The sequence below is a fragment of the Pulveribacter sp. genome, from assembly GCF_032079985.1.
Classification (GTDB): domain Bacteria; phylum Pseudomonadota; class Gammaproteobacteria; order Burkholderiales; family Burkholderiaceae_C; genus Melaminivora.
In genome coordinates this window covers 60,856-85,232 of sequence record NZ_DAMATK010000007.1, presented here as the reverse complement: position 1 = coordinate 85,232, position 24,377 = coordinate 60,856, and the positions used below count along the sequence as shown (strand labels likewise).

Below are 24,377 nucleotides of genomic sequence, written 5' to 3'. Positions count from 1 at the left end.
CCGCCTTACAGCCAAATCGGCCTCCAGCGCTTATGGAGCAAGCGCTGGCAGCTAAAAAAAGCATAGTCAACGCGGCACCTTGGCCGCCGCCAGGCGGCGCAGCAGCTGCTGCACCACGTCGGTCTGCATGTTGCGAAACAAGAGCGCCTCCTCGCCTTCCTTGGACAGGGCGATGGTCTCGTTGTAGCTGATGTCGCGCTGCTGCACGATCTCGGACGGGGCGATCCACTCTTGCCCGTCCTGCCCGCGCAGGCGAAAGCGCACGCGCAGGCGCAGCTGCAGCTCGCGCACCTGGCCGGAGGCGTTCTGGCCGACGACCACGCGCTCCTGCTGCTCGGCCAGGATCTCCAGCACGGCCTGGGCCTGGGGCAGCTGCTGCGGCTCGGTCAGCACGGTCAGGTCGCCGCCGGCGCCGGCCAGGGTGCGGCGCAGCTCGCGCGCCAGGGGCGAGGCGGCCGGCGCCTGCACGTACAGCGACGAGAAGCCGAACTGCGGCACGCCGCGCAGGCGAAAACCGCAGGCGGCCAGCGGCGCAGTGGCCAGCAGGGCGAGAAGGGTGCGCTTGTGCATCATGGCGGGCAGTCCTGCGGCCGGTCAGACCACGACGTTGACGAGACGGCCGGGCACGACCACGACCTTCTTGGGCGCGCGGCCTTCGGCGAACTTGGCGAATTCCTCGCTGGCCAGGGCCGCCGCCTCGATGGCGGTCTTGTCGGCGCTGGAGGGCACGCGCACGGCGCCGCGCAGCTTGCCGTTGATCTGCAGCACCAGCTCCAGCTCGTCCTGCACCAGGGCGGACGGGTCCACCTTGGGCCAGGGCGCGTCCAGCAGGTCGCCCAGCTCGGCGGCGTAGCCCAGCTCGCTCCACAGCGCGTGGGTGATGTGCGGCGTGGCCGGGTACAGCACGCGCAGCAGGATGGAGAAGCCCTCGATCAGCGCCACCTGGGCGCCGGGCTCGTCGTGCGCGCTGAAGTGCTCCAGCGCGTTGATCATCTTCATGGCACCGGAGACCACGGTGTTGTACTGCATGCGCTGGTAGTCGTAGTGCACCTGCTTGAGCACCGTGTGGATCTCCAGGCGCAGCGCCCGCGCGGCCGAACCGAAGGCCACGTCGGCCAGGCTGGCGGCACCGGCCACGCTGGCCTGGGCCGCGGCCTTGTCGATGGCGGCCAGCTTCACGCCGAAGTTCCAGACCCGGCGCAGGAAGCGGTGGCTGCCCTCCACCGCGGCGTCGTTCCATTCCAGCGTCAGCTCGGGCGGCGCGGTGAACATGGTGTACAGCCGCGCGGTGTCGGCGCCGTAGCGCTCGATCAGGTCCTGCGGGTCCACGCCGTTGTTCTTGGACTTGGACATGGTGCCCACGCCCTCGTAGTCGATGGGCGTGCCCACGGGCAGCAGGCCGTCGGCGCTGTCCACGGCGTTCTTCAGCTGCGCGCCGATGACCTTGCCGTCCGCATCCAGCACGTGCTCCACGTCGTGCGGCCAGAAGTATTCCTTGCCGCCGCGCGCCGTGCGGCGGCTGTAGATGTGGTTGAGCACCATGCCCTGGGTGAGCAGTTTGGTGAAGGGCTCGTCCACCTTGACCAGCCCCAGGTCGCGCATGACCTTGGTCCAGAAGCGCGCGTACAGCAGGTGCAGGATGGCGTGCTCGATGCCGCCGATGTACTGGTCCATCGGCATCCAGTAGTCGGTGCCGCCGTCGACCATCTTTTCGTGGTTGGTCGCGTCGCAGTAGCGCATGAAGTACCAGGACGAGTCCACGAAGGTGTCCATGGTGTCCGTCTCGCGCCGCGCGGCCTTGCCGCAGCACGGGCAGGTCACGCCGGCGTGGAAGGCCTCGCTGTGCACCAGCGGGTTGCCCGAGCCGTCCGGCACCAGGCCTTCGGGCAGCACCACGGGCAGGTCTTTCTCGGGCACGGGCTGGGGTCCGCAGTCGGCGCAGTGGATGATGGGGATCGGCGTGCCCCAGTAGCGCTGGCGCGACACGCCCCAGTCGCGCAGGCGCCAGGTGGTCTTGAGCTCGCCCAGGCCCTTTTGCTGCAGCGCATGGGCCACGGCGGCCACGGCGTCCTTGTGGGACAGGCCGCTGAAGTTGTCGGAGTTGACGGTGACGGCGCGCTCCTTGTCGCCATACCAGTCCTGCCAGCGCTGGAAGTCGAACTCCTCGCCGTCGACCAGGATGACCTGCTTGATGGGCAGGCCGTACTTCAGCGCGAAGGCGAAGTCGCGCTCGTCGTGCGCCGGCACGCCCATGACGGCGCCGTCGCCGTAGCCCATGAGCACGTAGTTGCCCACCCACACGGGGATCTGCTCGCCAGTGAGCGGGTGCGCCACCGACAGGCCGGTGGGCATGCCGGCCTTCTCGCGCGCGGCCAGCTCGGCCTCGGTCGTGCCGCCCTTCTTGCATTCTTCGATGAAGGCGGCCAGCTGCGGGTTGGTGCTGGCTGCGTGCTGGGCCAGGGGGTGCTCCGGCGCCACGGCGCAGAAGGTGACGCCCATGATGGTGTCGGCGCGCGTGGTGAAGACGTACATGCGGCCATCGCCGATCAGCGCGCCGCCCTCGCCTGCGATGTCATGCGTGAAGGCAAAGCGCACGCCGCTGGATTTGCCGATCCAGTTTTCCTGCATCAGCCGCACCTTGTCGGGCCAACCGGTGAGCGTGGCCTTCTCGCCGCCCAGCTGCACGTGGTCCAGCAGCTCCTGGGCGTAGTCGGTGATCTTCAGGTAGTAGCCAGGGATCTCGCGCTTTTCCACCAGCGCGCCGGTGCGCCAGCCGCGCCCGTCGATGACCTGCTCGTTGGCCAGCACGGTCTGGTCCACCGGGTCCCAGTTGACGACCTGGGTCTTGCGGTAGGCGATGCCCTTGTCCAGCATCTTCAAGAACAGCCACTGGTTCCACTTGTAGTACTGCGGGTCGCACGTGGCGACCTCGCGGCTCCAGTCGATGGCCAGGCCCATGGCCTGCATCTGGCGCTTCATGTAGGCGATGTTGTCCCAGGTCCACTGGGCGGGCGGCACCTTGTTCTTCAGCGCCGCGTTCTCCGCCGGCAGGCCGAAGGCATCCCAGCCCATGGGCATCAGCACGTTGTAGCCCTGCATGCGCAGCTGGCGCGTGAGCATGTCGTTGATGGTGTAGTTGCGCACGTGGCCCATGTGCAGCTTGCCGCTGGGGTACGGCAGCATGGAGCAGGCGTAGAACTTGGGTTTGGAGGCGTCCTCGGTCACGCGGTAGGCGTCGCGTGCGTTCCAGTGGGCGTGCGCGGCGCGCTCCACCTCGGCGGGGTTGTACTTGTCTTGCATGGCTGGGGGGAAGAGAAAAATCCGTGCGCCGGGCAGGCCCGCGGCGACGCTGTCGTGCCCGATTCTAGGCCCATGCCCCGCGAGGGGCGGTCTTCAAAAACAATAGCTGCTGCCGCTGATTGGGTGAGGATTTCAGCCTCAAAACAACCGCAAACGCCCGTACTCAGTGCGCAGGCAGCTCTTTATTTGGTAGCGCCACCGGTTCCGTCACAAAGCCGATGCGCGTCAGCCCGGCCGCGTGCGCCGCGCCCATGACCTGCACCACCCGGCCGTAGGGCACGGCGGTGTCGGCGCGCAGGGCGATTTCCGCATCCGGCTGGCGCGCGGCCAGCTCGCGCAGGCGATCGGCCAGGGCGGCGTCGGCCACCGGCTGGTCCTGCACGTAGGCCTGGCCGGCGGCGTCCAGCATCACACTCAACGGCCGGGCGGCGCTACCCGCGGCCTGGGCGCCGTCGGCCCTCGGCAGCTGCAGCCGGATGCTGCTGGCCAGCAGCGGCGCCGACAGGATGAAGATCACCACCAGCACCAGCATCACGTCCACCAGGGGCGTGACGTTGATGTCGCTCATGGGAGCGCTGGCGCGGGGGCGTTCGAGGCGGCCGAATGCCATGGTGCCGCTCACTCGTGCGTCAGTCCGCCGCGCCGCCACTGCCCAGCAGCAGGGCGCGCAGGTCGCGGGCAAAGCCCTCCAGCTCGGCCTCGATGGTGGCAATGGAGCGGCCAAACCAGTTGTAGGCCAGCACGGCGGGGATGGCCACGGCCAGGCCGGCAGCGGTCATGACCAGCGCCTCGCCCACCGGGCCGGCCAGGCGCTCGATGGTGATCTGCTGGCTGCCGGCCAGCGCCTGCAGCGCATGGTGGATGCCCCAGACGGTTCCCAGCAGCCCGACGAAAGGGGCCGTGGAGCCCACGGTCGCCAGCAGCACCTGGCCCCACTGCAGCCGCGCCAGCACGCCGTGCAGGGCGCCGCGCAGGCTGCGCGTCAGGCGCTGCTCCAGTCCGCCCTGCCCGGCCAGGGCGGCGCTGCGGGCAGCCGGCTGGGTTGCTTGCACCGCAGCCTGCACCAGCGGCAGCACCAGCGCCGCGCGGTCGAAAGGCGCCAAGCGGGCGGACGCCTCGTCCAGAGCGCCGGCCTGCCAGAAGGCGGCGGCCGCGCGCGGCACGTCGGCGCGGGCGCGCGCCGTCAGGTACAGCTTCCAGAGGATGGCGACCCAGCTGGCCACCGACATGGCCAGCAGCAGCAGCGCCGTGGCCTGCGTCACCGCATCGCCCTGGCGCCACCACTGCAGGCCGTCCATGGGGTTGCTGGCGTTCAGTCGCGCAGATTCAGCACGTCGAACATGTCGAACATGCCCGTGCGCTGGCCGGCCAGGAAGCGCACGGCGCGCAGGCTGCCCTGGGCATAGCCGGCGCGGCTGCTCGACTTGTGCGTGATCTCCACGCGCTCGCCGGTGCCGGCGAACAGCACCGTGTGGTCGCCCACGATGTCGCCGCCGCGCACGGTGGCAAAGCCGATGGAGCCGGCCTTGCGCTCGCCGGTGTGGCCATAGCGCTCGTACACGGCGCGATCGGCCAGCTGCGTGCCCTGCGCCTGGGCGATGACCTCGCCCATCTTCAGCGCCGTGCCCGAGGGCGCGTCCACCTTGTGGCGGTGGTGGGCCTCGATGATCTCGATGTCGTAGCTGTCATCCAGCGAGCGCGCGGCCAGCTGCAGCAGCTTGAGCGTGACGTTCACGCCCACGCTCATGTTGGGCGCCAGCACCATGGCCACACGCTGCGCCTGGGCCTGCAGCTGCTGCTTTTGTGCGTCGGAAAAGCCGGTGGTGCCGATGACCAGCTGCACGCCGGCCTCGGCGCAGGCGGCGGCGTGGGCCAGCGTGCCCTCGGGGCGCGTGAAGTCGATCAGCACGTCGGCGCCGGCCAGGCCCGTGCGCAGGTCGCTGGTGATGGCCACGCCGCTGGCGCGGCCCAGGAAGGCCATGGCGTCCTGGCCGATGCCGGGACTGCCCGGCTGGTCCAGGGCGCCCGCCAGCACCAGGTCGCCGCTGGCGGCAATGGCCTCGATCAGCATGCGGCCCATGCGGCCGGAGGCGCCCGCCACGGCCACGCGGCGGGGAGCGGAGGAAGAAGAAGCAACAGCAGCAGCGGTCATGTCGGCAGCGAGGCGGGAGGGGGCGGGGAGCGCGCGGCGCTCAGCGGCGCGGCGACTCCAGCGGCGGGTACTGCGTGGCGGGCGCTGCCGGCTCGGGCGGCTGGGCGTCCAGTGCCGGCGCAGTGGCAGGCTTGGCCGGGAAGCGCTCCAGCTGCGCCTCGGTGGCCTCCAGCTGCGGCACCTTGGGCTTGGTCACCTTGGACGACAGCGAGGCGACGAACTCGGCCTCGCTGGGCATCTCGTCGCCCTCGGTGCGCTCCAGCACCCCGTCCTTGAAGAACACTGTGAGGCGGCGCGACTGCACCTCCAGGCCCGGGCGCTTCAGGGTGAAGACGTATTCCCAACGGTCGGCGTGGAACACGCTGGTCATCAAGGGCGTACCCAGGATTTCGCGCACCTGCTGGCGACCCATGCCGGGCCGCAGCGCGTCAACCTGTTCGCTGGAAATGAAGTTGCCCTGCACCACGTCGATGCGGTAGGGGGTCACCGCGTTGGCCACGCGATGGGCCGTGCCGGAGCAGCCGGCCAGCCCGGCACCAAACACGACGAGAGCGCCCCAGCGGGCGAGCCAAAGGGCGGCAGAAGACATGGGAACAGGCATAAGGCTATGATCCGAATCATTGTAGCGGCAGGATTTTTCGGGCCTTGACGCGCAGCCATCCGGCACACGACTGGCATACCCAGGGGGCTTGACATGAAGAACATCGAGGAACTCAAGAGCACCGGCCTGAAGGCCACCCTGCCGCGCCTGAAAATCCTCGAAATCTTCCAAAGCGGCGCCCAGCGCCACATGACAGCGGAAGACGTGTTCCGCGTGCTGCTGGACGAGCGTTCGGACATCGGCCTGGCCACCGTCTACCGCGTGCTGACCCAGTTCGAGCAGGCCGGCATCCTGATCCGCAGCAACTTCGAGGGCGGCAAGGCGGTTTACGAGCTCAACGAGGGCCAGCACCACGACCACTTCATCTGCACCGCGTGCGGGCGGGTCGAGGAGTTCTACGACCCCGAGATCGAAAAGCGCCAGGCGCTGATCGCCCAGCAAAAGGGCTGGGTGGTGCACGACCACGCCATGTCGCTGTACGGCCAGTGTGCTGCCTGCGCGGCCAAGGCCGCGGGCGCCTGACGCCTCAGGTGCCGCCGCGCTCCATCGCGCGGCGATGGCGCTCGATGAATTCCTGGTAGGTGTCGATGCCGCGCAGCTGCAGGATGGTGTTGCGCACGGCGGCCTCCACCAGCACGGCGATGTTGCGCCCGGCCACCACCTGGATCACCACTTTCAGCACCGGCACGCCCAGCACGTCCTGCGTGAGCGGCTCGTAGGGCAGGCGCTCGTAGTCGCGCTCCAGCGTTTCCTTGCGCACCAGGTGCACGATGAGCTTCAGGCGCATGCGCCGGCGCACGGCCGATTCGCCAAAGATGGCGCGGATGTCCAACAGGCCTATGCCGCGCACCTCCAGCAGGTTCTGCAGCAGCTCGGGACACTTGCCCTCGACGGTGGTCTGGTTGATGCGGTACAGGTCCACCGCGTCGTCGGCCACTAGGCCGTTGCCGCGCGAGATCAGCTCCAGCCCCAGTTCGCTCTTGCCCAGGCCGGATTCGCCCGTGATCAGCACACCCAGGCCCAGGATGTCCATGAACACGCCGTGCATGGTGGTGCGGTCGGCGAAGTGCTTGGACAGATAGGTGCGCAGCACGTCGATGACGAAGGCCGCGGAGTCGCGCGTGGCAAAGAGCGGGATCTGCGCCCGCTCGCACATGGACAGCAGCTCCTCGGGCGCCTCCTGGCCGTCGGCCAGGATCAACACCGGCGGCTCCAGCGTGACGATGCGCGCGATGCGCCGCTGGCAGTCCTCGTGCGTGGCGTTGGACAGGTAGGCGATCTCGCGCTCGCCCAGGATCTGCGCGCGATAGGGGTGGATGTAGTTCAGGTAGCCGACCAGGTCGGCGCTGGAGCGGGCGGCGCGCACTGCCACCTCGGCAAAACGGCGCTCCGATGCGCCCAGGCCAGCGATCCACTGCCATTTGAGCAGGCCGCGGAACTCCTCGAACAGGACGTCTGCGCTGACGACGTTGGGCTTCACGGCGGCGGGCGCTTAAGGCGGTGATCCGCGCTTCAAGCGCCGTCGCGCGGCAGGGGCGACTGCGCGGACTGCCAGTGGGCGATCATGCCGTGCAGCTGGTCCGCCTCCTGGCAGGACTTCAGGCGCTCGCGCAGGGCGCTGTCGCTCAGCAGCTCGGCGATCTCGGAGAGGATTTCCAGGTGCTTTTGCGTGGCCGCCTCGGGCACCAGCAGGAAGATCAGGAGCGCCACGGGCTGCTCGTCCGGTGCGTCGAAGCCGATGGGCTGCGCCAGCTGGAACACCGCGGCCATGGGCGACTTCAGGCCCTTGATGCGTCCGTGCGGGATTGCCACGCCGTGGCCCAGGCCCGTGGAGCCCAGCCGTTCGCGCGCAAACAGGCTGTCCGTGATCAGCGCCCGGGACAGGCCATGCTGGCTTTCAAACAGCAGCCCCGCCTCTTCGAATGCACGCTTTTTGCTGGTGGCATCGACGCCCACGAGCACATGGGCGGCGGGGAGTATGGAAGCAAGTCGATTCATGGTGAGTGAGCGAGGATTATGCACCCCCTGGCGAAAACCCTTGGAGTGTATCCAACGGCAACAAAAAACCGCCCCTTAGGGCGGTCGATGCGCCTACGTGCGGCAGGCGATGCACGAAGCAGATCAGGCGGCAGCGCTGGCGCCGGCGGCCTGCAGGGTGGCGCGGCGCACGCCGGCCTGATGGTCCTGCATGCGGTCCTTGTAGCGCACCACCATGCGGTCGAGCTTGTCCATGAGCTCGTCCACGGCGGCATACAGGTCGGCGTCGCTGCTTTCCACGAACAGGTCGCTGCCCTTGACGCGCAGCGTGCATTCGGCGCGCTGGCGCCGGTCCTTTTCCTTCTGCTTTTCCACGGTGAGGAGCACCTTGACATCGACCACCTGGTCGAAATGGCGCGTGATGCGATCGAGTTTGGTGACCACGTAGGCACGCAAGGCGGGGGTCACTTCCAGGTGATGACCGCTGATCGTCAAGTTCATAAAAGAAACCTCCTGCGACTTACACAGTTGAAGAACGCCGCCCGGCAAACCCGTTGCAGGCTGGCGGTGCGGCTGGCGAACTTGAATGCATCCAGATCTGAGTCCACTATGCGCGCGCGGCCGGGCAAAGGCAAACCGATTGCCGGGTGCTACGCAAGGAATAAGGCAGGGAGATGTCAAAGCCGGGGAAAGGCTGCACAATCGTTCGGTTAGCCCCGCTGGCCCCGCGCGCAGGCCGCTCGCTAAAATCGCGCGCCGCCTTGCAGGCGCCCATCCCCTCCCCTTTTTGACCGCCCCGCTGCGCCGCACGCCGGCCAGCTCCTGCCCGCCCCAAGCCATGACCCAGCCCTCAGCCCCCGCCCTGCATACCTCGGCCCTGACCTCGCTGCCCCTGCTGGCGCGCGGCAAGGTGCGCGACAACTACGCCGTGGGCGAGGACCGCATCCTGATGGTGGCCAGCGACCGGCTCTCGGCCTTCGACGTGATCATGGGCGAGCCCATCCCCGGCAAGGGCGAGCTGCTGACGCAGATGGCACTGTTCTGGTTCGACAAGCTGGGCCACGTCGTGCCCAACCACCTGACGGGCGAGAGCCCCGAAAGCGTGGTCACGCCCGAGGAAGCGCCCCAGGTGCGCGGCCGCTCCATGCTGGTGCAGCGCCTCAAGCCCATCCCCGTGGAGGCGGTGGTGCGCGGCTACCTGGCCGGCAGCGGCTGGAAGGAGTACCAGGAGTCGCGCTCGGTCTGCGGCGTGCCGCTGCCGGAGGGTCTGACCAACGCGGCCAAGCTGCCGCACAGCATCTACACGCCCGCCGCCAAGGCGGCCATGGGCGAGCACGACGAGAACATCACCTTCGAGCGCACCGTGGAGATGATCGGCCTGGACCTGGCCACCCGCATCCGCGACGTGTCCATCCAGCTGTACGAGACAGCCGCCGCCATCGCCCTGGAAAAGGGCATGATCATTGCCGACACCAAATTCGAGTTCGGCCTGGACGCCGCCGGCCGGCTGGTGCTGATGGACGAGGTGCTGACGCCCGACAGCTCGCGCTACTGGCCGATGGAAGGCTATGCCGATGCCCTGGCCCGCGGCGAGAACCCGCCGAGCTACGACAAACAGTTCGTGCGCGACTGGCTGGAGCAGGCCCAGGTGGGCGGCAAGCCCTGGGACAAGACGGCGCCGGCGCCGCGCCTGCCGCGCGAGGTGGTCGAGAAGACCGCCGCCAAGTACCGCGAGGCGCTGCAGCGCCTGGCCGGCTGAAGGCCGCCTCTTTCCCCTCCTACTGCGGCAGCATTTCCGGCTCTTCGTCTTCCAGCCGGGGCTCGCCGCGTTCGGCAGCGACGAAGCGCAGCAGCGGCTGGCCCTTGTCGCCACGCAGCTCCAGCGTGCGGCCTTCCTGCAGGTACGAAGTGACGACGGCCAATTGCTGCAGATAGGCCAACTCGCTGGCGCCGCCGTCCAGGCACAGGCGCAGCGACGAGCCCAGGCCGAAGAAGCGCAGGCGCCCGCCCTCCAGCGCGAAGCGGCCGGCAAAGCGGTTGCAGCCGCCCGAACCCGCCACGCGCGCCTCCTCGCGCTCCAGCACCAGATGGGCCGGGGCCGCCCCTTGCGCCGGCTCGCCCACGGGCGGGCCATCCACCAGCTCCACCAGGCGCCACCAGGTCTGGCGCAGCGGCACGGCGGCATCCAGCGTGGCCTGCAGTTGCGGCACGCGCGCCAGGATCACGTCCACGTGGCGGAACTGCGGGCTCAGCAGCACCGGGTGCACGCCCGGCGTGTCCAGCCACAGCCGGCCCTGCCAAGTAGTGGCGGCGCGCACCTCGTAGCGGCCGCCGGGGCGGATGTCGGCCTGGTGGTAGGGCAGGCGCAGCGCGTAGGGCGGCCCGCCCGCGTCGCCGATGCGCTGGCGTGCCAGCACCAGCGGCGGCTCCCCAACGCGCGTCACGTCCACCAGCGCGGCCTCGAAGGCCGCTTCGGGCGGCACGTACAGGCGCTCGCGCGAGATGGCCGTGCCGGTGATCAGCGCATCGGGCGGTGGCGGCGCGCTGGCGCAGCCGGCCAGCAGCAGCGCAGCCGCTGCCAGCGCCCCGGCAGCGCGGCGAACCATGGGGTCAGCTGAGCACCACGCTGGACAGGCGGCGGCGGTAGCTGGCCACCACCGGGTCCTCGGGTGGGATCTGGCCCTCGGCCACCTTGGGCTTGGGCGGCTCGATGATCTCCAGCACGGCCACGTAGGCCTTGCGCGCGGCGCCGTTCTCCCAGGCCTTGTCGCGCATCAGGATCTCCAGCAGCTCGTCCATGGCGTCCGTCCAGCGCTGCTGGGCGATCAGCCAGCGGGCGCGGGCAAAGCGCGCGTCGAAGTCGCGGCGGTTGGCCGCAATTTTTGCGTCAAATTCGGCCTCAGCGCCCGTCCCATAAGCGCCAGCAGCTACGAAATCAAGAGCATCCAACCAGACCTTCAGGGCGCCCAGGCGCTGCACGCCCTCGGCCTTGGCGATGACCGGGGCGAAGGCGACCTTGGCGTCGTCCTCGCGGCCCATCTGCAGCAGCAGGCGCACGTAGTCGAAGCGCGCCTCGTCGTTGGCCGGGTCGGTGGCCACGGCGTGCTGCAGTTGCTCCAGCGCGCCCTCGGTGTCGCCGCTCTCCAGGGCCTCGTGGGCGGCTTCTTCCTGCGCCTGGCCGGCCAGCTCTTCCAGGCTGGGCAGGTGCTTGTCCAGGAAGGCGCGCAGCTGGCCCTCGGGCTGGGCGCCCATGAAACCGTCCACCGGCTGGCCGTCCATCATCAGGATGCAGGTGGGAATGCTGCGGATGCCGAACATGGCGGCCAGTTGCTGCTGCTGGTCCGAATCGATCTTGACCAGCTTGAAGCGCCCGTCGTACTCGGTCTCCAGCTTCTCGAGCAAAGGCCCGAGCGTCTTGCACGGGCCGCACCAGGGCGCCCAGAAATCGACCAGCACGGGCACCTGCATCGACGCAGCGATGACTTCGGCTTCAAAATTTTCTACGGTGACATCCATCATGTTCTCGTGACCCTGTGAGTGGGCGCGCCGGGCGCGCGGGTGGGGTTGAGCAGCCGATTGTCTGGCATTGCACCGCCCCGCCTAAAATCGTGCGGTTTCAGCCCGGCGCGCGCTGTCAGCCTGCGCCTTTTCACGTCATGCAAACCATTCAGATCGGTGTGGTCATGGGTTCTTCCAGCGACTGGGAGACCATGCAGCACGCAGTGGCCATCCTCGAGCAGTTCGGCATTCGCCACGAGGCGCGCGTGGTCTCGGCCCACCGCATGCCCGACGACATGTTCGCCTACGCTGAAGCCGCGGCCGGCCGGGGCCTGAAGGCCATCATCGCCGGCGCCGGCGGCGCGGCCCACCTGCCGGGCATGATCGCCGCCAAGACCGTGGTGCCGGTGCTGGGCGTGCCGGTGGCCAGCCGGCATTTGCAGGGCGTGGACTCGCTGCACTCCATCGTGCAGATGCCCAAGGGCGTACCGGTGGCGACCTTCGCCATCGGCGCGGCCGGCGCGGCCAACGCGGCCCTGTTCGCCGTGGCGCTGCTGGCCAATGAGGACGCGGGCCTGCGCGATCGCCTCACGGCCTTCCGCGCCGAGCAGACGGCCGCCGCGCGGGCCATGCAGCTGCCGCCGGTGGCGCCATGAGCGGCGCTCCCATCCTGCCCGGCGCCACGCTGGGCGTGCTGGGCGGCGGGCAGCTGGGGCGCATGTTCGCCCACGCCGCCCAGGCCATGGGCTACGCCACCGCGGTGCTGGACGCCGACCCTGAAAGTCCCGCCGGCCTGGTCAGCCACCAGCACATCCGCACCGCCTACGACGACCCGCAGGGCCTGGCCACGCTGGCCGCCACTTGCGCGGCAGTGACCACCGAATTCGAGAACGTGCCCGCCGCCGCGCTGCAGACGCTGGCGCGCAGCCTGCCGGTGTCGCCAGCGGCCGCCGCCGTGGCCGTGGCCCAGGACCGGGCGGCGGAGAAGGCCCACTTCGTGCGCTGCGGCGTGCCCGTGGCGCCGCACGCCGTGATCGACGGCGAGGCGGCCCTGGCCGCCGTCGACGCCGGCAAGCTGCTGCCGGGCATCCTGAAGACCGCCCGGCTGGGCTACGACGGCAAGGGCCAGGTGCGCGTGGCCACGCCGGGCGAACTGGCCACCGCCTGGCAGCAGCTGGGCCGCGTGCCCTGCGTGTTGGAAAAGATGCTGCCGCTGGCGCAGGAATGCTCGGTCATCGTCGCCCGCGGCGCGGACGGCGCGATCGTCCACCTGCCGGTGCAGCGCAACCTACACCGGGGCGGCATCCTGGCCGTGACCGAGGTTTTTGAAGGAAATGTGCCTCCGCACCTTGCTGGACAAGCGCTGGCAGCTGCGAAATCCATAGCGCAAGGGCTGGACTACGTGGGCGTGCTGTGCGTCGAGTTCTTCGTGCTGGAAGGCGACGGCCTGGTCGTCAACGAAATGGCACCGCGCCCGCACAACAGCGGCCACTGGAGCCAGAACGGCGCCGACGTCTCGCAGTTCGAGCTGCAGGTGCGCTGCATGGCCGGCCTGCCGCTCACGCAGCCGCGCCAGCACAGCGCAAGCTGCATGCTGAACCTGCTGGGCGACCTGTGGCTGCGCGGCCCGGACGGCGCCGCCGTCACGCCGCCCTGGGACCAGGTGCTGCGCCTGCCCGGCTGCCACCTGCACCTGTACGGCAAGGCCAGCCCGAAGCCCGGGCGCAAGATGGGCCACCTGAACGTCACCGCCGCCAGCCCGGAGGCCGCCCGCGCCACGGCGCTGCAGGCGGCGGCGCTGCTGGGCATCGCGCCCTTTTAAACCGGCCCGCCCATCGTGATCCTGGACGCTGCCGACCCCACCGCCCCGCAGGCTGCCGCGCAGGCCCTGGCCCGGGGCGAGCTGCTGGGCCTGCCCACCGAGACCGTGTACGGCCTGGCCGCCGATGCCGACAACGCCGAGGCCGTGGCGCGCATCTTCGCCGCCAAGGGCCGCCCGGCCGATCACCCGCTGATCGTGCACGTGGCCGGCAGCGCCGCCGTGCCGCACTACGCCCGCGAGGTGCCGCTGTTCGCTCAAGCGCTGATCGACGCCTTCTGGCCCGGCCCGCTCACCCTGATCCTGCCGCGCCTGCCCGCACGCGCAGCGGCCGCGGCCGGCGGCCAGGCCAGCGTGGGCCTGCGCTGCCCGGCGCACCCGGCGGCGCAGGCCGTGCTGGCCGCCTGCGCCCAGCTGCCCGCGCCCATCCACGGCCTGGCCGCGCCCAGCGCCAACCGTTTTGGCCGTGTCAGCCCCACCACCGCTGCCCACGTGGCCGATGAGTTCGGCGCCGGGCTGCTGGTGCTGGATGGCGGACCCTGCGAAGTGGGCATCGAATCAACCATCGTGGACTGCACCCGCGGCGTGCCCGTGCTGCTGCGCCCGGGCCGCATCTCGCGCGACGCCATCGAGCGCGCCTGCGGCCTGCATCCGCTATCGAAAGATGAGCTGCCAGCGCATACCCCACGGGCCTCAGGCACGCTTTTGGCACATTACGCCCCGAGCGCCCCGGTGCGCCTGATGGACGCGCGCCAGCTGCAGGCCGGCCTGGACGTGCTGGGCGCGGACGCCGCCCACCTGGCCGTCTACGCCCGCGCCCCGCTGCGCACGCCCTCGCGCCGCGTGCTGCTGCGCCCGATGCCGCAGGACGCGGCCCTGGCCGCGCGCGAGCTGTTCGCCGCGCTGCGCGGCTTCGACGACGCCGGCGTGCGCCTGATCTGGGTGGAAACGCCCCCCGACACCCCCGAATGGGAAGGGGTGCGCGACCGCCTCGCCCGCGCGGCTGCGGCCGCCCCTTAAACTCTGTTCCACTTTTTTTCGGAGAAAACTCCATGGCAGCACATTGGATGCGTCGCACCCTGCTGGCAGCGGCCTGCGCTTCGGCGGCCCTGCTGGCGGCCTGCGGCTCCAGTTCCACCGAGTCGGCGCTCACGCCCGAGCGCCTGATTTCCTTTGGCGACGGCCTGGCCGACGTGGGCCAGACCGGCTCGCGCTACACCGTCAATGACGGCAGCGTGAACAACTGGACGCTGCAGGTGGCCGAGCACTACGAGCGCACGCTGACGCCCGCGGCCAGCGGCGGGCTGGCCTATGCGCAGGGCAATGCCCGCGTCGCGGCCACGCCGGACGCGGCCGGCAACGCCGCCACGCCCACGGTGACGCAGCAGATCGACCAGTTCCTGGCCACGCACCGCTTCGGCGACAAGGACCTGGTGCTGCTGAGCGCCGGGGTGTCCGACATCGTCGCCGGCATGGCCGCCGTGCGCGCCGGCACGCAGACCGAGGAACAGTACGTGGCCAATGCCCGCCAGGCCGGCCTGGACCTGGCCGCGCAGGCGCACCGCCTGGTCGACTCGGGCGCCAAGTACGTGCTGATGACCGGCAGCTACGACCTGAGCCGCTCGCCCTGGGCCAAGGCCATCGGCCAGGAAGACCTGATCGGCCGCGCCAGCCGCGCCTTCAATCAGGCGCTGCTGGTGGCCATCGAGGACATGGGCAAGAACGTCCTGTACATCGACGCGGCCTACTACGTGAACGTGTTCGAGGGCTCGCCCGGCTCCTACGGTTTCGAAGACAGCGAACGGCCCGTGTGCACCTCGGTGGACCCGGGGCCGGGCATCGGCATCGGCGCGGGCGAGGTCAACTCGGCCCTGTGCACCTCCAGCACCCTGCTCGCGGGCGCCAACGTCGATCGCTACGTCTTCGCCGACAAGGTCTACCTGGCACCGTCCGCGCAGCGCCAGCTGGGCAACTACGCCTACGACCGCGTGCGCCAGCGTTGGTAAGCCCAGGCCCGCAAGGGCCGCGCTGACTGACCCCAAAAAAAGAGGCCGGCCCCGCAAGGGAGCCGGCCTTTCAAGCCTTGGAGTAATGAAAAAACCGGTCAGAAGCGCCAGCCCACCCCGATCGCCACCACGTTGGGGTTCAGGCGCATGTCGATGCTCTGGCCGCTGGACAGGTGCGCGGTGGTCTTCAGGAAGCTCTTGTAGTACGCCACGTCCAGGAACATGCGCTCGCTGAAGTTCCACACGAAGCCCACCTGGGGCGTCAGGCCGAACTTGTTGTCGATGCTCGCCGTGGTCGGGTTGGCGGGCGTGCCGCCCGTCACTCCCGTCAGCGCCGCCGTGCTGCGGTTCTTGAAGAACTTGCTGTAGGTCACGCCCAGGCCCACATAGGGGCGGAAGGCGGCGGTCGGCTCGCCGAAGCGGTACTGCGCAAACAGCGTGGCGGGCACCACCTTGGTCTGGCCCAGCTTGCCTACGCCGTCGATGGCGCCGTCGCCATAGAACGAGTGCTTGAAGGGCAGGCCCAGGGGCAGGTCCAGCGCCCAGTGGTCGGTCAGCATGTAGTTGATGCCGCCGGTCAGGGCGTTGGCGCTGCCCACGTCTACCTTGGTACCGGGAAAGCTGGGCTCGGAAAGGTCGCCGCTTTGGGTCTGCGGCATGATGCGCGTGGCACCCACGCGCACGCTCCAGGTGCCGGCCACCTGGGCCTGGACGGTGCCGAAAGCCGCCAGCAGGGCCAGCGCGCAGCCGGCCTGCAGAAGTTGCTTGGTCATAAAAAGTTTGCCTTGCTTGGAGGGTCAGGTCAGAGCATCACAGCCAGCCGGCCTGTGACAGCGAGCGCGAAACGAGCTGGCCCATGAGCTGGTGCGCATACGGCGTGGGGTGGAAGGAGTCGGAGAAGGCATAGTGCTCCCACCAGCCCGGCCCGGTGGCGCCGGCCGGCGGGTTGGCCGACAGGGCAGCCGCCGTGCAGGTCGGGAAGGTGTAGGTGGGCAGGCCGCTGCCGTCCACACCGGTGATCGGGCACGCGGGCGTGGTCACGTTGTCGTAGGAGTACTGCGCGGGGTGCTCGGACTGGTCCTTGAAGGAGGCATAAAAGTCCACCACGGCCACGCGCTTGTCGCCGGCGAACTGCTCGGCCAGCTTGGCGTTGAAGGCCTGCACCCAGCCGTCGAACAGCTTCTCGGCCTGGGCCGCGGCAGGCTGGCCATTGGCCTGGGCGACGGAGGCCAGCACCATGCGGAACTTGGGCGTCAGCGTCACGCCGGGCATGTTCAGCACGGCCACGCGCGGCGCACCCTTGTCCAGTGCCTGGGCCTTGATGGCGCCGGCAAAGCGCACGGCCAGCGCCTGCATGTAGGCCCCGCCCGCCTGCGCCAGGCCCGCGGCGCCGCCGGCCAGCAGCTGCTGCACGGTGGCCGCGTCCAGCACCGTGCCCAGCAGCACCGCGTAGGCGGCTCCGCCATCCCTGGGCGCACCCAGGTAGGCGCCGATCAGGTCCGCGGCATCGTTGCCGCCACCGTCGACCAGCACCAGGTCGCCAGCGCCGTAGCCGGCCGCACCCATGTCGGCCAGCTGGCGCGTGATGGACTGCGGCGCATTGGGCGACTTGAAGTAGTTGATGGCACCGCCACCCACGGCGTAGTTGGTGCAGCTGGCGCGGGTGTTGACGGCGCCACTGGTCAGGTCGTAGTGCGGGCACAGCGTCTGGCCGTAGCTGGTGGCCACGCGCTCGGGCCAGATGGGCGTGGAGCCCGCGCCCGTGGCCGCGGTGCCCTGCACGGTGAACTTGATGCCAAAGGTGCCGCTGTCGGCCAGGCTGTCGCCCGCCACCTTGACGGACGTTACCTGCGCGACAGGCGTGGTGTCGGCACCGCCGCCGCCACAGGCGACCAGCAAAGTAGCGGCAGCGGCAGCGGCCGCCCAGTGCATGCGAAATTTCATCAGATGCTCCTGTGAGGAAGTTTGTTTTTGCAAAATAGCACGAACGTTCGTTTATTTCACCAAATAATACTGCCCCGCGGCAACCCTCAGGAGCGGGAAAACACCAAAAACGGCCGCTTGCCGCCTTATTTTTCCGTGTCGCGCCGCGCCCAGTCCACCAGCGCGTCCAGCGCCGGACGCGCCGCCGGAGCGTTCGGGTGGTTGACGATGGCCACCAGCACATGGCGCCGCCCGCTGGCGCCCAGCACATAGCCGGCGATGGCCGTCACGTCGCGCAGCGTGCCGGTCTTCAGGTGCGCCGTGCCCGAGGCCTGGCCTGGACGCCGGCGCAGCGTGCCGTCCACGCCCATGATGGGCATGGAGGACACGAACTCGGGCATGACCGGCGAGGCCCAGGCCAGTCGCAGCATGCGCGCCAGTGCCCGGGCGCTGATACGCCCCTCGCGGCTCAGCCCGGCGCCGTTGTCCACCACCAGCGTGCCGGGCAGGCCCACACGCTCGTCCCACCAGCGGCCCAGCACGTCGCGCGCGGCCTGCGGGCTACCCTGGCCGGTGCGCTGCAGCGCCAGCGTCAGGAACAGCTGCTGCGTCATCACGTTGTTGCTGTACTTGTTGATGTCGCGCACGACCTCGGCCAGCGCCGGCGAGCTGGTGGAGAACGCCGGCGCCAAGCCCGCCGGCACCCGCCCGTCTCGCACCTGGCCCGTGAGCTTGCCGCCCAGCTCGCGCCACATGCCTTCGATGGCGCGGGCGGCATAGCCCTGCGGGTCGGCAGGCGCCACGCTCCACTGGCGTTCGCCGCAGGCCGCCGGGTAGCTGCCCGCCAGGGCCACGCGGGTGGCCTGGGTGAAGTCGGCGCGCAGCCCGGCGCGCCAGTCGCCGCAGGCCGTGCCGGCCGGTGCCAGCGGCACGCTGTCCGGCAGCTCCAGCTGCGCCAGCGGCGGCTCGTGGCTCACGCGGGCCACGCCGGCGGCCTCATCCGGTACGAAGCCGAGGGTCAGCGACTTGAAGTTCAGCAGCAGCGCGTCGGGCGCCACGTTGTAGGGCCGCCAGGGCTCGCCGTCGAACAGCGCCGCGTCGTGCGCCGGCACGGCGAAGGCGCTGCGGTCCAGCACGATGTCGCCCACGATCACCGAGATGCCCTGCGCCCGCAGGCGGCGCATCAGCAGCCACAGCCGCTCGACCACCAGCCGGGGGTCGCCCTGGCCCTTGATGTAGACGTTGCCGCGCAGGCTGCCGCCCTGGGGCTGGGCGTCCAGGTACACCGGCGTTTCCCAGGTGAAGGCTGGGCCCAGCATCTCCAGCGCCGCATAGGTGGTGACCAGCTTCATGACCGACGCCGGGTTGGCCGGCACGTCGCCCTGCAGGGACAGGCGCGGCTTGGCGCCCTCCACGTCGATGACCACGGCAGCCAGTGCCTCGCGTGGCACCTTGGCGCGCTGCAGCGCGGCCTCCACCGCCGCGGGCAACGGCTGGGCCGCAGGCTGCGCCTCGCGGGCGCCCAGGGCCGGGGTCAGGAAGGCGGCCGCGCAGGCCACAAGGCAGAGAGACCGGCGCGCGGACAGGAAACGGGACACGTGCATACGCACAAAGTCTAGAGCCCCCGCAGCGCGCACGCCGACACGCCCGCCGATAATCGCAGTGCCATGAATCTGCTTGCCTTCGATACCAGCACCGACATCCTGTCCCTTGCCGTGCAGCACGGCAGCCAGGTGCTGGAGCACGAGGCGCCCGGGGGGGCGCAGGCCTCCACCACGCTGATCACGGCCATCCGCACGCTGCTGCTGCAGGCCGGGTTGTCCTTCGACACGCTGGACGCCGTGGTCTTCGGCCGCGGGCCTGGCTCGTTCACAGGGCTGCGCACCGCCTGCTCCGTGGCCCAGGGCCTGGCCTACGGAGCGCGCGGCGGCCGGGGCGTCCCGGTGCTGCCGGTGGACACGCTGTTGGCCGTGGCCGAGCAGGCTCGGGCCGAGCACGGCTGCACACGCGTGCTGGCCACGCTGGATGCCCGCATGGACGAGGTGTATTGGGCACCCTGCGAATGGCTGGGCGACGCCCTGTCCGGCCACTGGTCGTACCCGCCGGACTTCGGCCTGTCCGCGCCCCAGGCCATCGCCGTGCCCGAGGGCTTCGTGGTGGCCGGCAACGCCCGGGCCGCCTATGGCGAACGCCTGGCGCCTGACGCGCCGCACCTGCCGGCACGCCCCACCGGTGCGGCCCTGCTACGCCTGGCGCCCGCGCTGCTGGCTGAAGGTGCGGACGTAGCGGCCGACGCCGCCCTGCCGCGCTATATACGCGACAAGGTGGCCCAAACCACCGCCGAGCGCGAGGCCGCGCGCCGCGCCGCAGCCAGGCCATGAGCGCTCTCGCCCCCACTGGCGCCACTGCGCCCATCCAGGCCCACCTGGAGCCGCTCACCCCCGCGCGGCTGGATCTGCTGATGGCCGTGGAGACCAGCGCCTACACCCACCCCTGGACACGCGGCAACTTCATCGACGCCATGGCCGCCGGCTACCAATGCCAGCTGCTCATGGCGCAGGACGAACTGCTGGGCTACTTCATCGCCATGCGCGGCGTGGACGAGGCGCACCTGCTCAACATCACCGTCGCCCCCCGCCACCAGCGCCAGGGCTGGGCCCATCTGCTGCTGGATGCGCTGGCCCTGTGGGCGCGCGCCCAGGGCGCGCAGTGGCTGTGGCTGGAGGTGCGCGCCAGCAACCTGCGTGCGCAGCAGATCTACCACCGCCACGGCTACTGCCGCGTGGGTGAGCGCAAGCACTACTACCCGGCCGAGAACGGCCAGCGCGAGGACGCGATCGTCATGAGCCTGCCGCTATGAGCGCCACGCCGGGCCGCCCCAAGCAAGCTCGCACTGCAGTTCGAAGCACGGAGGTTATCCAATGACCCTGCACCTGGACAAACGCCAACGCGCCATGCTGCAGGAGATGGGCATCACCCTGTTCACCGCGCCTGCACCTGCTCGCACACCGCCACCCGCGCCGGTGCCGGCTCCGGTGGCCGCGCCCGCCTCCCCGGTAACTGCGCCCCGCCCCGCACCCCCGCCTGCACCGGCGCCGGAGGCCTTGGCGCCCGCACCGGCCTCCGCAGCGCTCCCAAGCGACGCCGCCGTGCTGCTGGCCCCGCCCGTCGCTCCCTACGCACAGGGCGGCGAGGGCGCCACGCCCGGCAGCGGCTGGCTGGTGGTCCTGGAGTGCGCCGACGCCGCCGACCCGCTGTCTGGCGACGCCGGCCGCCTGCTGGACAACATGCTGCGCGCCATGCGCCTGCACCACCAGCCCGGCACGCAGCTGGCCGCCCTGGTGCGCGCACCGGCCGCGGGCGACAAGTCCGCCGCCACCCTGGCCGAGACTCTGGCCGCGCTGCGCCCGCCCATGGTGCTGCTCCTGGGCCTGGGGGCGGCGCGCGCCGTGCTGGGCAGCCCCGAGCCGCTGGCCCGGCTGCGCGCCGGCACGCACCGGCTGGCGGACGGCACGCCTGCCGTGGTCAGCTACGACCCGGCCTACCTGTTGCGCGCCCCGCAGGCCAAGGCGGCCGCCTGGGCCGACCTTTGCGGCGCCCTGGCGCTGGCGCGGCACACGCCGCGGTGACGGACTTTCTGCAGCCCGCGCGATACCTGTGCCGATGCCATAATTTCAAGCTCGCCGCACCCGCGGCAGATACGCCCATCACCCAGGAGACAGACGCCATGGAAGGCTACCCGAGTCGGTAGCTTTCACCCTCCCGCACTGCCGCCGGCCTGCAGGGGGTTGAAAGCACCCCACCCCATCCCCCGCAAACGCCAAGAACACCAAGGAGTGCGAGCCATGCTCAACATCTTTTCGCTCGCCAACGGCCGGCTGGTCCAGGAAGAAATCGAGTCGCTGGAGGAGCTCAAGCGCTTCCAGCCCATCTGGGTGGACCTGCAGTCGCCCACGCTGGAAGAAAAGCGCTGGATCAAGCAGCACTACGGCCTGTCCATCCCTGAGGACGTGATGGACGAGGACATCGAAGAGTCCGCCCGTTTCTACGAAGAAGACAACGGCGAGCTGCATCTTCGCAGCGATTTCCTGGTCGATGACGACGACGAGCCACGCAGCGTGCGCGTGGCCTTCATCCTGAACCAGCACAACACCGAGCTCAAAAGCTGCGGCGTACTCTTTTCCATCCACGCGGAAGACATTCCCGTCTTTCGCCTGCTGCGCATGCGCGCGCGGCGCGCCCCTGGCCTGATCGAGGACGCCAAGGAGGTGCTGCTGGCGCTGTTCGACACCGACGTCGAATACTCCGCCGACACGCTGGAGGGCATCTACGACGACCTGAAAACCGTCAGCGTGCGGGTGCTCGATGGCAACGTGACCGACGACTACGCGCAGAGCGTGCTGGCCGACATCGCCTGGCAGGAAGACCTGAACGGCCGCATCCGTCGCAACATGCTGGACACCCGCCGCGCCGTCAGCTTCATGATGCGCAGCAAGATGCTGGGGGCCGAGCAGTTCGAGGATGCGCGCCAAATCCTGCGCGACATCGAGTCACTGGACAGCCACACGCAGTTCCTGTTCGACAAGATCAACTTCCTGATGGACGCGCTGGTCGGCTTCCTGAACATCAACCAGAACAAGATCATCAAGATCTTCTCGGTGGCCAGCGTGGCCCTGCTGCCGCCGACCCTGATCGCCAGCGTCTACGGCATGAACTTCCGCATCATGCCGGAGCTGGAGTGGCAGTACGGCTATGCCTACGTCATCGCGCTGATGATCGCCAGCGCCGTAGGGCCCATGCTGTATTTCCGCAAGCGCGGCTGGTTGAAGTAGGGGCATCCCCCTGAGCCGCTGCGCGGCTCGCCGCCTCTCTGGCGCGTGCTTCGCACGCTGGGAAGGGGGACGACGCCACTGGACCGGCGAAGCCGGATCCACGGCGTCCGCTGGCTTGGCGCGCGCTCCTCTTATTGGGGTCAGGTTCCAATTTACGCCAACTTTTGCTATCAAAAAAATAGCTGTTAGCGCTTGGTGGAAGGGCGCTAGCAGCTGATTTGGCTTTGAAATCCCGGCGTATGCCGGATACGCCGAGTTGCCTGCGGCTTAGAACGGGATGTCGTCATCCATGTCGTCGAAGCCCGAGGCCGCGCGCGGGGGCGGGGCCATGGGCGCCGGGGCCGGGCGGGCCGCTGGCGCCGGAGCGCGCTGCGGCGGGGCGGCGCGGCGCGGGGCCTCGTAGCCGCCGCCCGCATCGCCGCCACCACCGAAGCTGTCGTCATAGCCGCCGCCACCGCCCTGGCCGCCCATTCCCTGGCGGCTGCCCAGCATCTGCATGGTATCGGCGCGGATTTCGGTGGTGTAGCGCTCTTGGCCGCTCTGGTCGGTCCACTTGCGCGTGCGCAGGCTGCCTTCCACATAAACCTGCGAGCCCTTCTTCAGGTATTGGCCCACGATCTCGGCCAGGCGGCCGTTGAAAACCACGCTGTGCCACTCGGTGGCTTCCTTGTTCTCGCCCGTGTTCTTGTCGCGCCAGCGGTCGGTGGTGGCGATGCGCACGTTGGCCACCTGGTCGCCGCTGGGGAAGGTGCGCATCTCCGGGTCACGGCCCAGGTTGCCCACGAGGATGACTTTGTTGACGGATGCCATGAGAAATTTCCTGTTGAGTTGATGACAGCCCGAATGACGAAGAGAAGGTTCGGGCCAGATAAGCGAAAAAGTGGCTTCTCAAACCACCGGTGCGCAGCATAGCCGCCTGACGACGCGAATGTGCAAACGCACCCCTGAAAATGAGGGCCAGCGGGGCCTTTGCAAGCCGCTGCGTACTGCTTCAGTGCGCGCCGCGGCCCACCGGCTTGAGCGGCCAGGTGACGGCCAGCCACAGCGCCGTCAGCAGCGCCGTGGCGGCGAACAGGCCCGTGGCGCCGGCCCATTTGGCCAGTGCGCCGCCCAGGGCGCCGCCGGCGAACAGTCCCAGGGACTGCAGCGTGTTGTAGGCGCCCAGGGCGGCGCCGCGCAGGTTGGCCGGCGCCATGCGCGAGACCAGACTGGGCTGGGTCGCCTCCAGGGCGTTGAAGCCGCAGAAAAATACGAAGAGCAGCCCACCCAGCACCCACAGCGTGGGCTGCGCGCCGCCGGCCGATAGCAGCGCCAGCGCCAGTTGCACCGCCAGCACCAGGGCGATGGCGGTCAGCAGCGCCGCGCGCAGGCGCCCGCGCCGCTCCATGGCGAACAGTCCGCCCATGGCGACGAAGGACAGGACCACCGCCGGCAGGTAGATCTGCCAGTGCGCGGCTTTGGGCAGCCCCGCCTGCAGCAGCATGGCCGGCACGGCCACCCACATGGCCATCTGCACCGTGTGCAGCACGAACACGCCGGCGTTCAGGCGCAGCAGATCGGCGTGGTGCCAGACCTCGGCCAGCCGGCCGCGCGGCACGTCCTGGTGCAGCGCGGGCTCGGGCGGCACCACCCACAGCACCACGGCGATGCCGGCCAGCGCCAGCGCGCAGGTCAGCCCGAACAGCCCGGCCAGGCCCACGCGGGCGGCCAGCGGCGGCGCGGCCACCAGGGCGATGGCGAACATCAGCCCGATGCTGGCGCCCACCAGGGCCATGGCCTTGGTGCGCACGGCGTCGCGCGTCTGGTCGGCCAGCAGCGCCGTCACGGCCGCGGACACGGCGCCCGCGCCCTGCAGCGCGCGACCCACCAGCAGGCCGGTGAGGGTGTCGGCCAGCGCGGCGATCAGGCTGCCGGCGGCAAACACCAGCAGGCCGGCCACGATGACGCGCTTGCGCCCCAGCCGGTCGGAGGCCATGCCCACCGGCAACTGCAAAAAGGCCTGCGTCAGCCCATAGATGCCCATGGCCAGGCCGACCAGGGCCGGATCGTCGCCGCCAGGGTACTTGCGCGCCTCCAGCGCGAACACCGGCAGCACCAGGAACAGGCCCAGCATGCGCAGCGCGAAGATCAGCGCCAGGCTGATGCTGGCGCGGCGCTCGTCGCGCGTCATGGCGGTGGAAGGGCTGGGGCTATCGTTGCGTGGCACGAGCGGTGGTCGGGGGCAATATGAATGAAATCGGGCTCAAAGCGGCGCTAGGCAAGCGCTGGC

Annotated in this window: 26 protein-coding genes; 10 read left to right on the top strand and 16 right to left on the bottom strand. The window is 70.0% G+C overall.

The features are described 5' to 3' along the window. Positions 1-66: 66 nt before the first annotated feature. The 6 genes from lptE to RT282_RS15355 form a co-directional block, all read right to left on the bottom strand. Positions 67-570 carry an LPS assembly lipoprotein LptE gene (lptE, locus tag RT282_RS15380; RefSeq protein ID WP_312759653.1) on the bottom strand — a complete coding sequence of 168 codons (504 nt, stop codon included), beginning with the start codon at positions 568-570 and terminating at the stop codon, positions 67-69. Positions 571-594: 24 nt separating this feature from the next. Next, complete coding sequence (gene leuS, locus RT282_RS15375; RefSeq protein WP_313315689.1) at positions 595-3,300, bottom strand: leucine--tRNA ligase; 2,706 nt, start codon at positions 3,298-3,300, stop codon at positions 595-597. Positions 3,301-3,463: 163 nt separating this feature from the next. Further along, positions 3,464-3,910 carry a biopolymer transporter ExbD gene (locus tag RT282_RS15370; RefSeq protein ID WP_313315688.1) on the bottom strand — a complete coding sequence of 149 codons (447 nt, stop codon included), beginning with the start codon at positions 3,908-3,910 and terminating at the stop codon, positions 3,464-3,466. A gap of 19 nt (positions 3,911-3,929) precedes the next feature. Then, positions 3,930-4,598, bottom strand: a complete 669-nt coding sequence (locus RT282_RS15365) for a MotA/TolQ/ExbB proton channel family protein (RefSeq protein ID WP_313315686.1) — start codon at positions 4,596-4,598, stop codon at positions 3,930-3,932. A gap of 14 nt (positions 4,599-4,612) precedes the next feature. Then, positions 4,613-5,452, bottom strand: a complete 840-nt coding sequence (gene dapB, locus RT282_RS15360; protein ID WP_313315684.1) for a 4-hydroxy-tetrahydrodipicolinate reductase — start codon at positions 5,450-5,452, stop codon at positions 4,613-4,615. A gap of 40 nt (positions 5,453-5,492) precedes the next feature. After that, a complete protein-coding gene (locus RT282_RS15355; RefSeq protein ID WP_313315682.1) occupies positions 5,493-6,041 on the bottom strand; it encodes an outer membrane protein assembly factor BamE in 549 nt (182 codons plus the stop codon). 105 nt (positions 6,042-6,146) lie between these two features. Between RT282_RS15355 and fur the strand changes: the two genes are divergently transcribed. Continuing rightward, positions 6,147-6,575 carry a ferric iron uptake transcriptional regulator gene (gene fur, locus RT282_RS15350; RefSeq protein ID WP_312759637.1) on the top strand — a complete coding sequence of 143 codons (429 nt, stop codon included), beginning with the start codon at positions 6,147-6,149 and terminating at the stop codon, positions 6,573-6,575. A 4-nt stretch (positions 6,576-6,579) separates the two neighbouring features. On the opposite strand, the gene hprK is transcribed toward fur, so the two are convergent. The 3 genes from hprK to hpf form a co-directional block, all read right to left on the bottom strand. Then, complete coding sequence (gene hprK / locus RT282_RS15345) at positions 6,580-7,533, bottom strand: HPr(Ser) kinase/phosphatase (protein WP_312302427.1); 954 nt, start codon at positions 7,531-7,533, stop codon at positions 6,580-6,582. Between the two features lie 32 nt (positions 7,534-7,565). Next, on the bottom strand, positions 7,566-8,051 hold the full coding sequence (locus RT282_RS15340) for a PTS sugar transporter subunit IIA (RefSeq protein WP_312302425.1): 486 nt from the start codon (positions 8,049-8,051) through the stop codon (positions 7,566-7,568). Positions 8,052-8,174: 123 nt separating this feature from the next. After that, on the bottom strand, positions 8,175-8,531 hold the full coding sequence (gene hpf / locus RT282_RS15335) for a ribosome hibernation-promoting factor, HPF/YfiA family (protein WP_312302424.1): 357 nt from the start codon (positions 8,529-8,531) through the stop codon (positions 8,175-8,177). A 337-nt stretch (positions 8,532-8,868) separates the two neighbouring features. Between hpf and RT282_RS15330 the strand changes: the two genes are divergently transcribed. Continuing rightward, a complete protein-coding gene (locus tag RT282_RS15330) occupies positions 8,869-9,789 on the top strand; it encodes a phosphoribosylaminoimidazolesuccinocarboxamide synthase (protein ID WP_313083683.1) in 921 nt (306 codons plus the stop codon). A 19-nt stretch (positions 9,790-9,808) separates the two neighbouring features. Here RT282_RS15330 and RT282_RS15325 read toward each other — a convergent pair whose 3' ends face one another. Continuing rightward, a complete protein-coding gene (locus tag RT282_RS15325; RefSeq protein WP_313315678.1) occupies positions 9,809-10,636 on the bottom strand; it encodes an META domain-containing protein in 828 nt (275 codons plus the stop codon). A 4-nt stretch (positions 10,637-10,640) separates the two neighbouring features. Next, a complete protein-coding gene (trxA, locus tag RT282_RS15320) occupies positions 10,641-11,549 on the bottom strand; it encodes a thioredoxin (RefSeq protein WP_312302419.1) in 909 nt (302 codons plus the stop codon). Positions 11,550-11,686: 137 nt separating this feature from the next. Between trxA and purE the strand changes: the two genes are divergently transcribed. From purE to RT282_RS15300, 4 genes are read left to right on the top strand one after another with little or no spacing between them, the layout of a single operon-like run. Continuing rightward, complete coding sequence (gene purE, locus RT282_RS15315) at positions 11,687-12,184, top strand: 5-(carboxyamino)imidazole ribonucleotide mutase (RefSeq protein WP_312302418.1); 498 nt, start codon at positions 11,687-11,689, stop codon at positions 12,182-12,184. Then, on the top strand, positions 12,181-13,350 hold the full coding sequence (locus tag RT282_RS15310; RefSeq protein ID WP_313315675.1) for a 5-(carboxyamino)imidazole ribonucleotide synthase: 1,170 nt from the start codon (positions 12,181-12,183) through the stop codon (positions 13,348-13,350). The genes purE and RT282_RS15310 overlap by 4 nt, the downstream gene beginning before the upstream one ends. A gap of 15 nt (positions 13,351-13,365) precedes the next feature. Continuing rightward, positions 13,366-14,367 carry an L-threonylcarbamoyladenylate synthase gene (locus tag RT282_RS15305; RefSeq protein ID WP_313315674.1) on the top strand — a complete coding sequence of 334 codons (1,002 nt, stop codon included), beginning with the start codon at positions 13,366-13,368 and terminating at the stop codon, positions 14,365-14,367. Positions 14,368-14,399: 32 nt separating this feature from the next. After that, positions 14,400-15,353, top strand: a complete 954-nt coding sequence (locus tag RT282_RS15300; protein ID WP_313315671.1) for an SGNH/GDSL hydrolase family protein — start codon at positions 14,400-14,402, stop codon at positions 15,351-15,353. A 98-nt stretch (positions 15,354-15,451) separates the two neighbouring features. Here the strand turns inward: RT282_RS15300 and RT282_RS15295 are convergent, their stop codons facing one another. From RT282_RS15295 to dacB, 3 genes are all read right to left on the bottom strand, one after another. After that, positions 15,452-16,126, bottom strand: a complete 675-nt coding sequence (locus RT282_RS15295) for an OmpW/AlkL family protein (protein WP_313315668.1) — start codon at positions 16,124-16,126, stop codon at positions 15,452-15,454. A 37-nt stretch (positions 16,127-16,163) separates the two neighbouring features. Next, positions 16,164-17,297 carry an SGNH/GDSL hydrolase family protein gene (locus RT282_RS15290; RefSeq protein WP_313315666.1) on the bottom strand — a complete coding sequence of 378 codons (1,134 nt, stop codon included), beginning with the start codon at positions 17,295-17,297 and terminating at the stop codon, positions 16,164-16,166. A gap of 125 nt (positions 17,298-17,422) precedes the next feature. Then, positions 17,423-18,880 (bottom strand): D-alanyl-D-alanine carboxypeptidase/D-alanyl-D-alanine-endopeptidase, encoded by a 1,458-nt coding sequence (gene dacB, locus RT282_RS15285; RefSeq protein WP_313315662.1) that lies wholly within the window; start codon positions 18,878-18,880, stop codon positions 17,423-17,425. A 63-nt stretch (positions 18,881-18,943) separates the two neighbouring features. On the opposite strand from dacB, the gene tsaB reads away from it, so the two are divergent. From tsaB to corA, 4 genes are all read left to right on the top strand, one after another. Further along, positions 18,944-19,657, top strand: a complete 714-nt coding sequence (tsaB, locus tag RT282_RS15280; protein ID WP_312302404.1) for a tRNA (adenosine(37)-N6)-threonylcarbamoyltransferase complex dimerization subunit type 1 TsaB — start codon at positions 18,944-18,946, stop codon at positions 19,655-19,657. After that, positions 19,654-20,136, top strand: a complete 483-nt coding sequence (rimI, locus tag RT282_RS15275; protein ID WP_313315659.1) for a ribosomal protein S18-alanine N-acetyltransferase — start codon at positions 19,654-19,656, stop codon at positions 20,134-20,136. Before tsaB ends, rimI begins: the two co-directional genes overlap by 4 nt. A 61-nt stretch (positions 20,137-20,197) precedes the next feature. After that, a complete protein-coding gene (locus tag RT282_RS15270; protein WP_313315656.1) occupies positions 20,198-20,905 on the top strand; it encodes a uracil-DNA glycosylase family protein in 708 nt (235 codons plus the stop codon). Positions 20,906-21,121: 216 nt separating this feature from the next. Next, positions 21,122-22,108, top strand: a complete 987-nt coding sequence (gene corA / locus RT282_RS15265; RefSeq protein WP_312302400.1) for a magnesium/cobalt transporter CorA — start codon at positions 21,122-21,124, stop codon at positions 22,106-22,108. Between the two features lie 267 nt (positions 22,109-22,375). Here the strand turns inward: corA and ssb are convergent, their stop codons facing one another. Both ssb and RT282_RS15255 read right to left on the bottom strand, forming a co-directional pair. Then, complete coding sequence (gene ssb / locus RT282_RS15260; RefSeq protein WP_313315652.1) at positions 22,376-22,918, bottom strand: single-stranded DNA-binding protein; 543 nt, start codon at positions 22,916-22,918, stop codon at positions 22,376-22,378. 181 nt (positions 22,919-23,099) lie between these two features. After that, the gene (locus RT282_RS15255; RefSeq protein WP_313315649.1) at positions 23,100-24,278 is read right to left on the bottom strand and encodes an MFS transporter; all 1,179 of its coding nucleotides are present in this window, start codon (positions 24,276-24,278) and stop codon (positions 23,100-23,102) included. Positions 24,279-24,377: the final 99 nt, after the last annotated feature.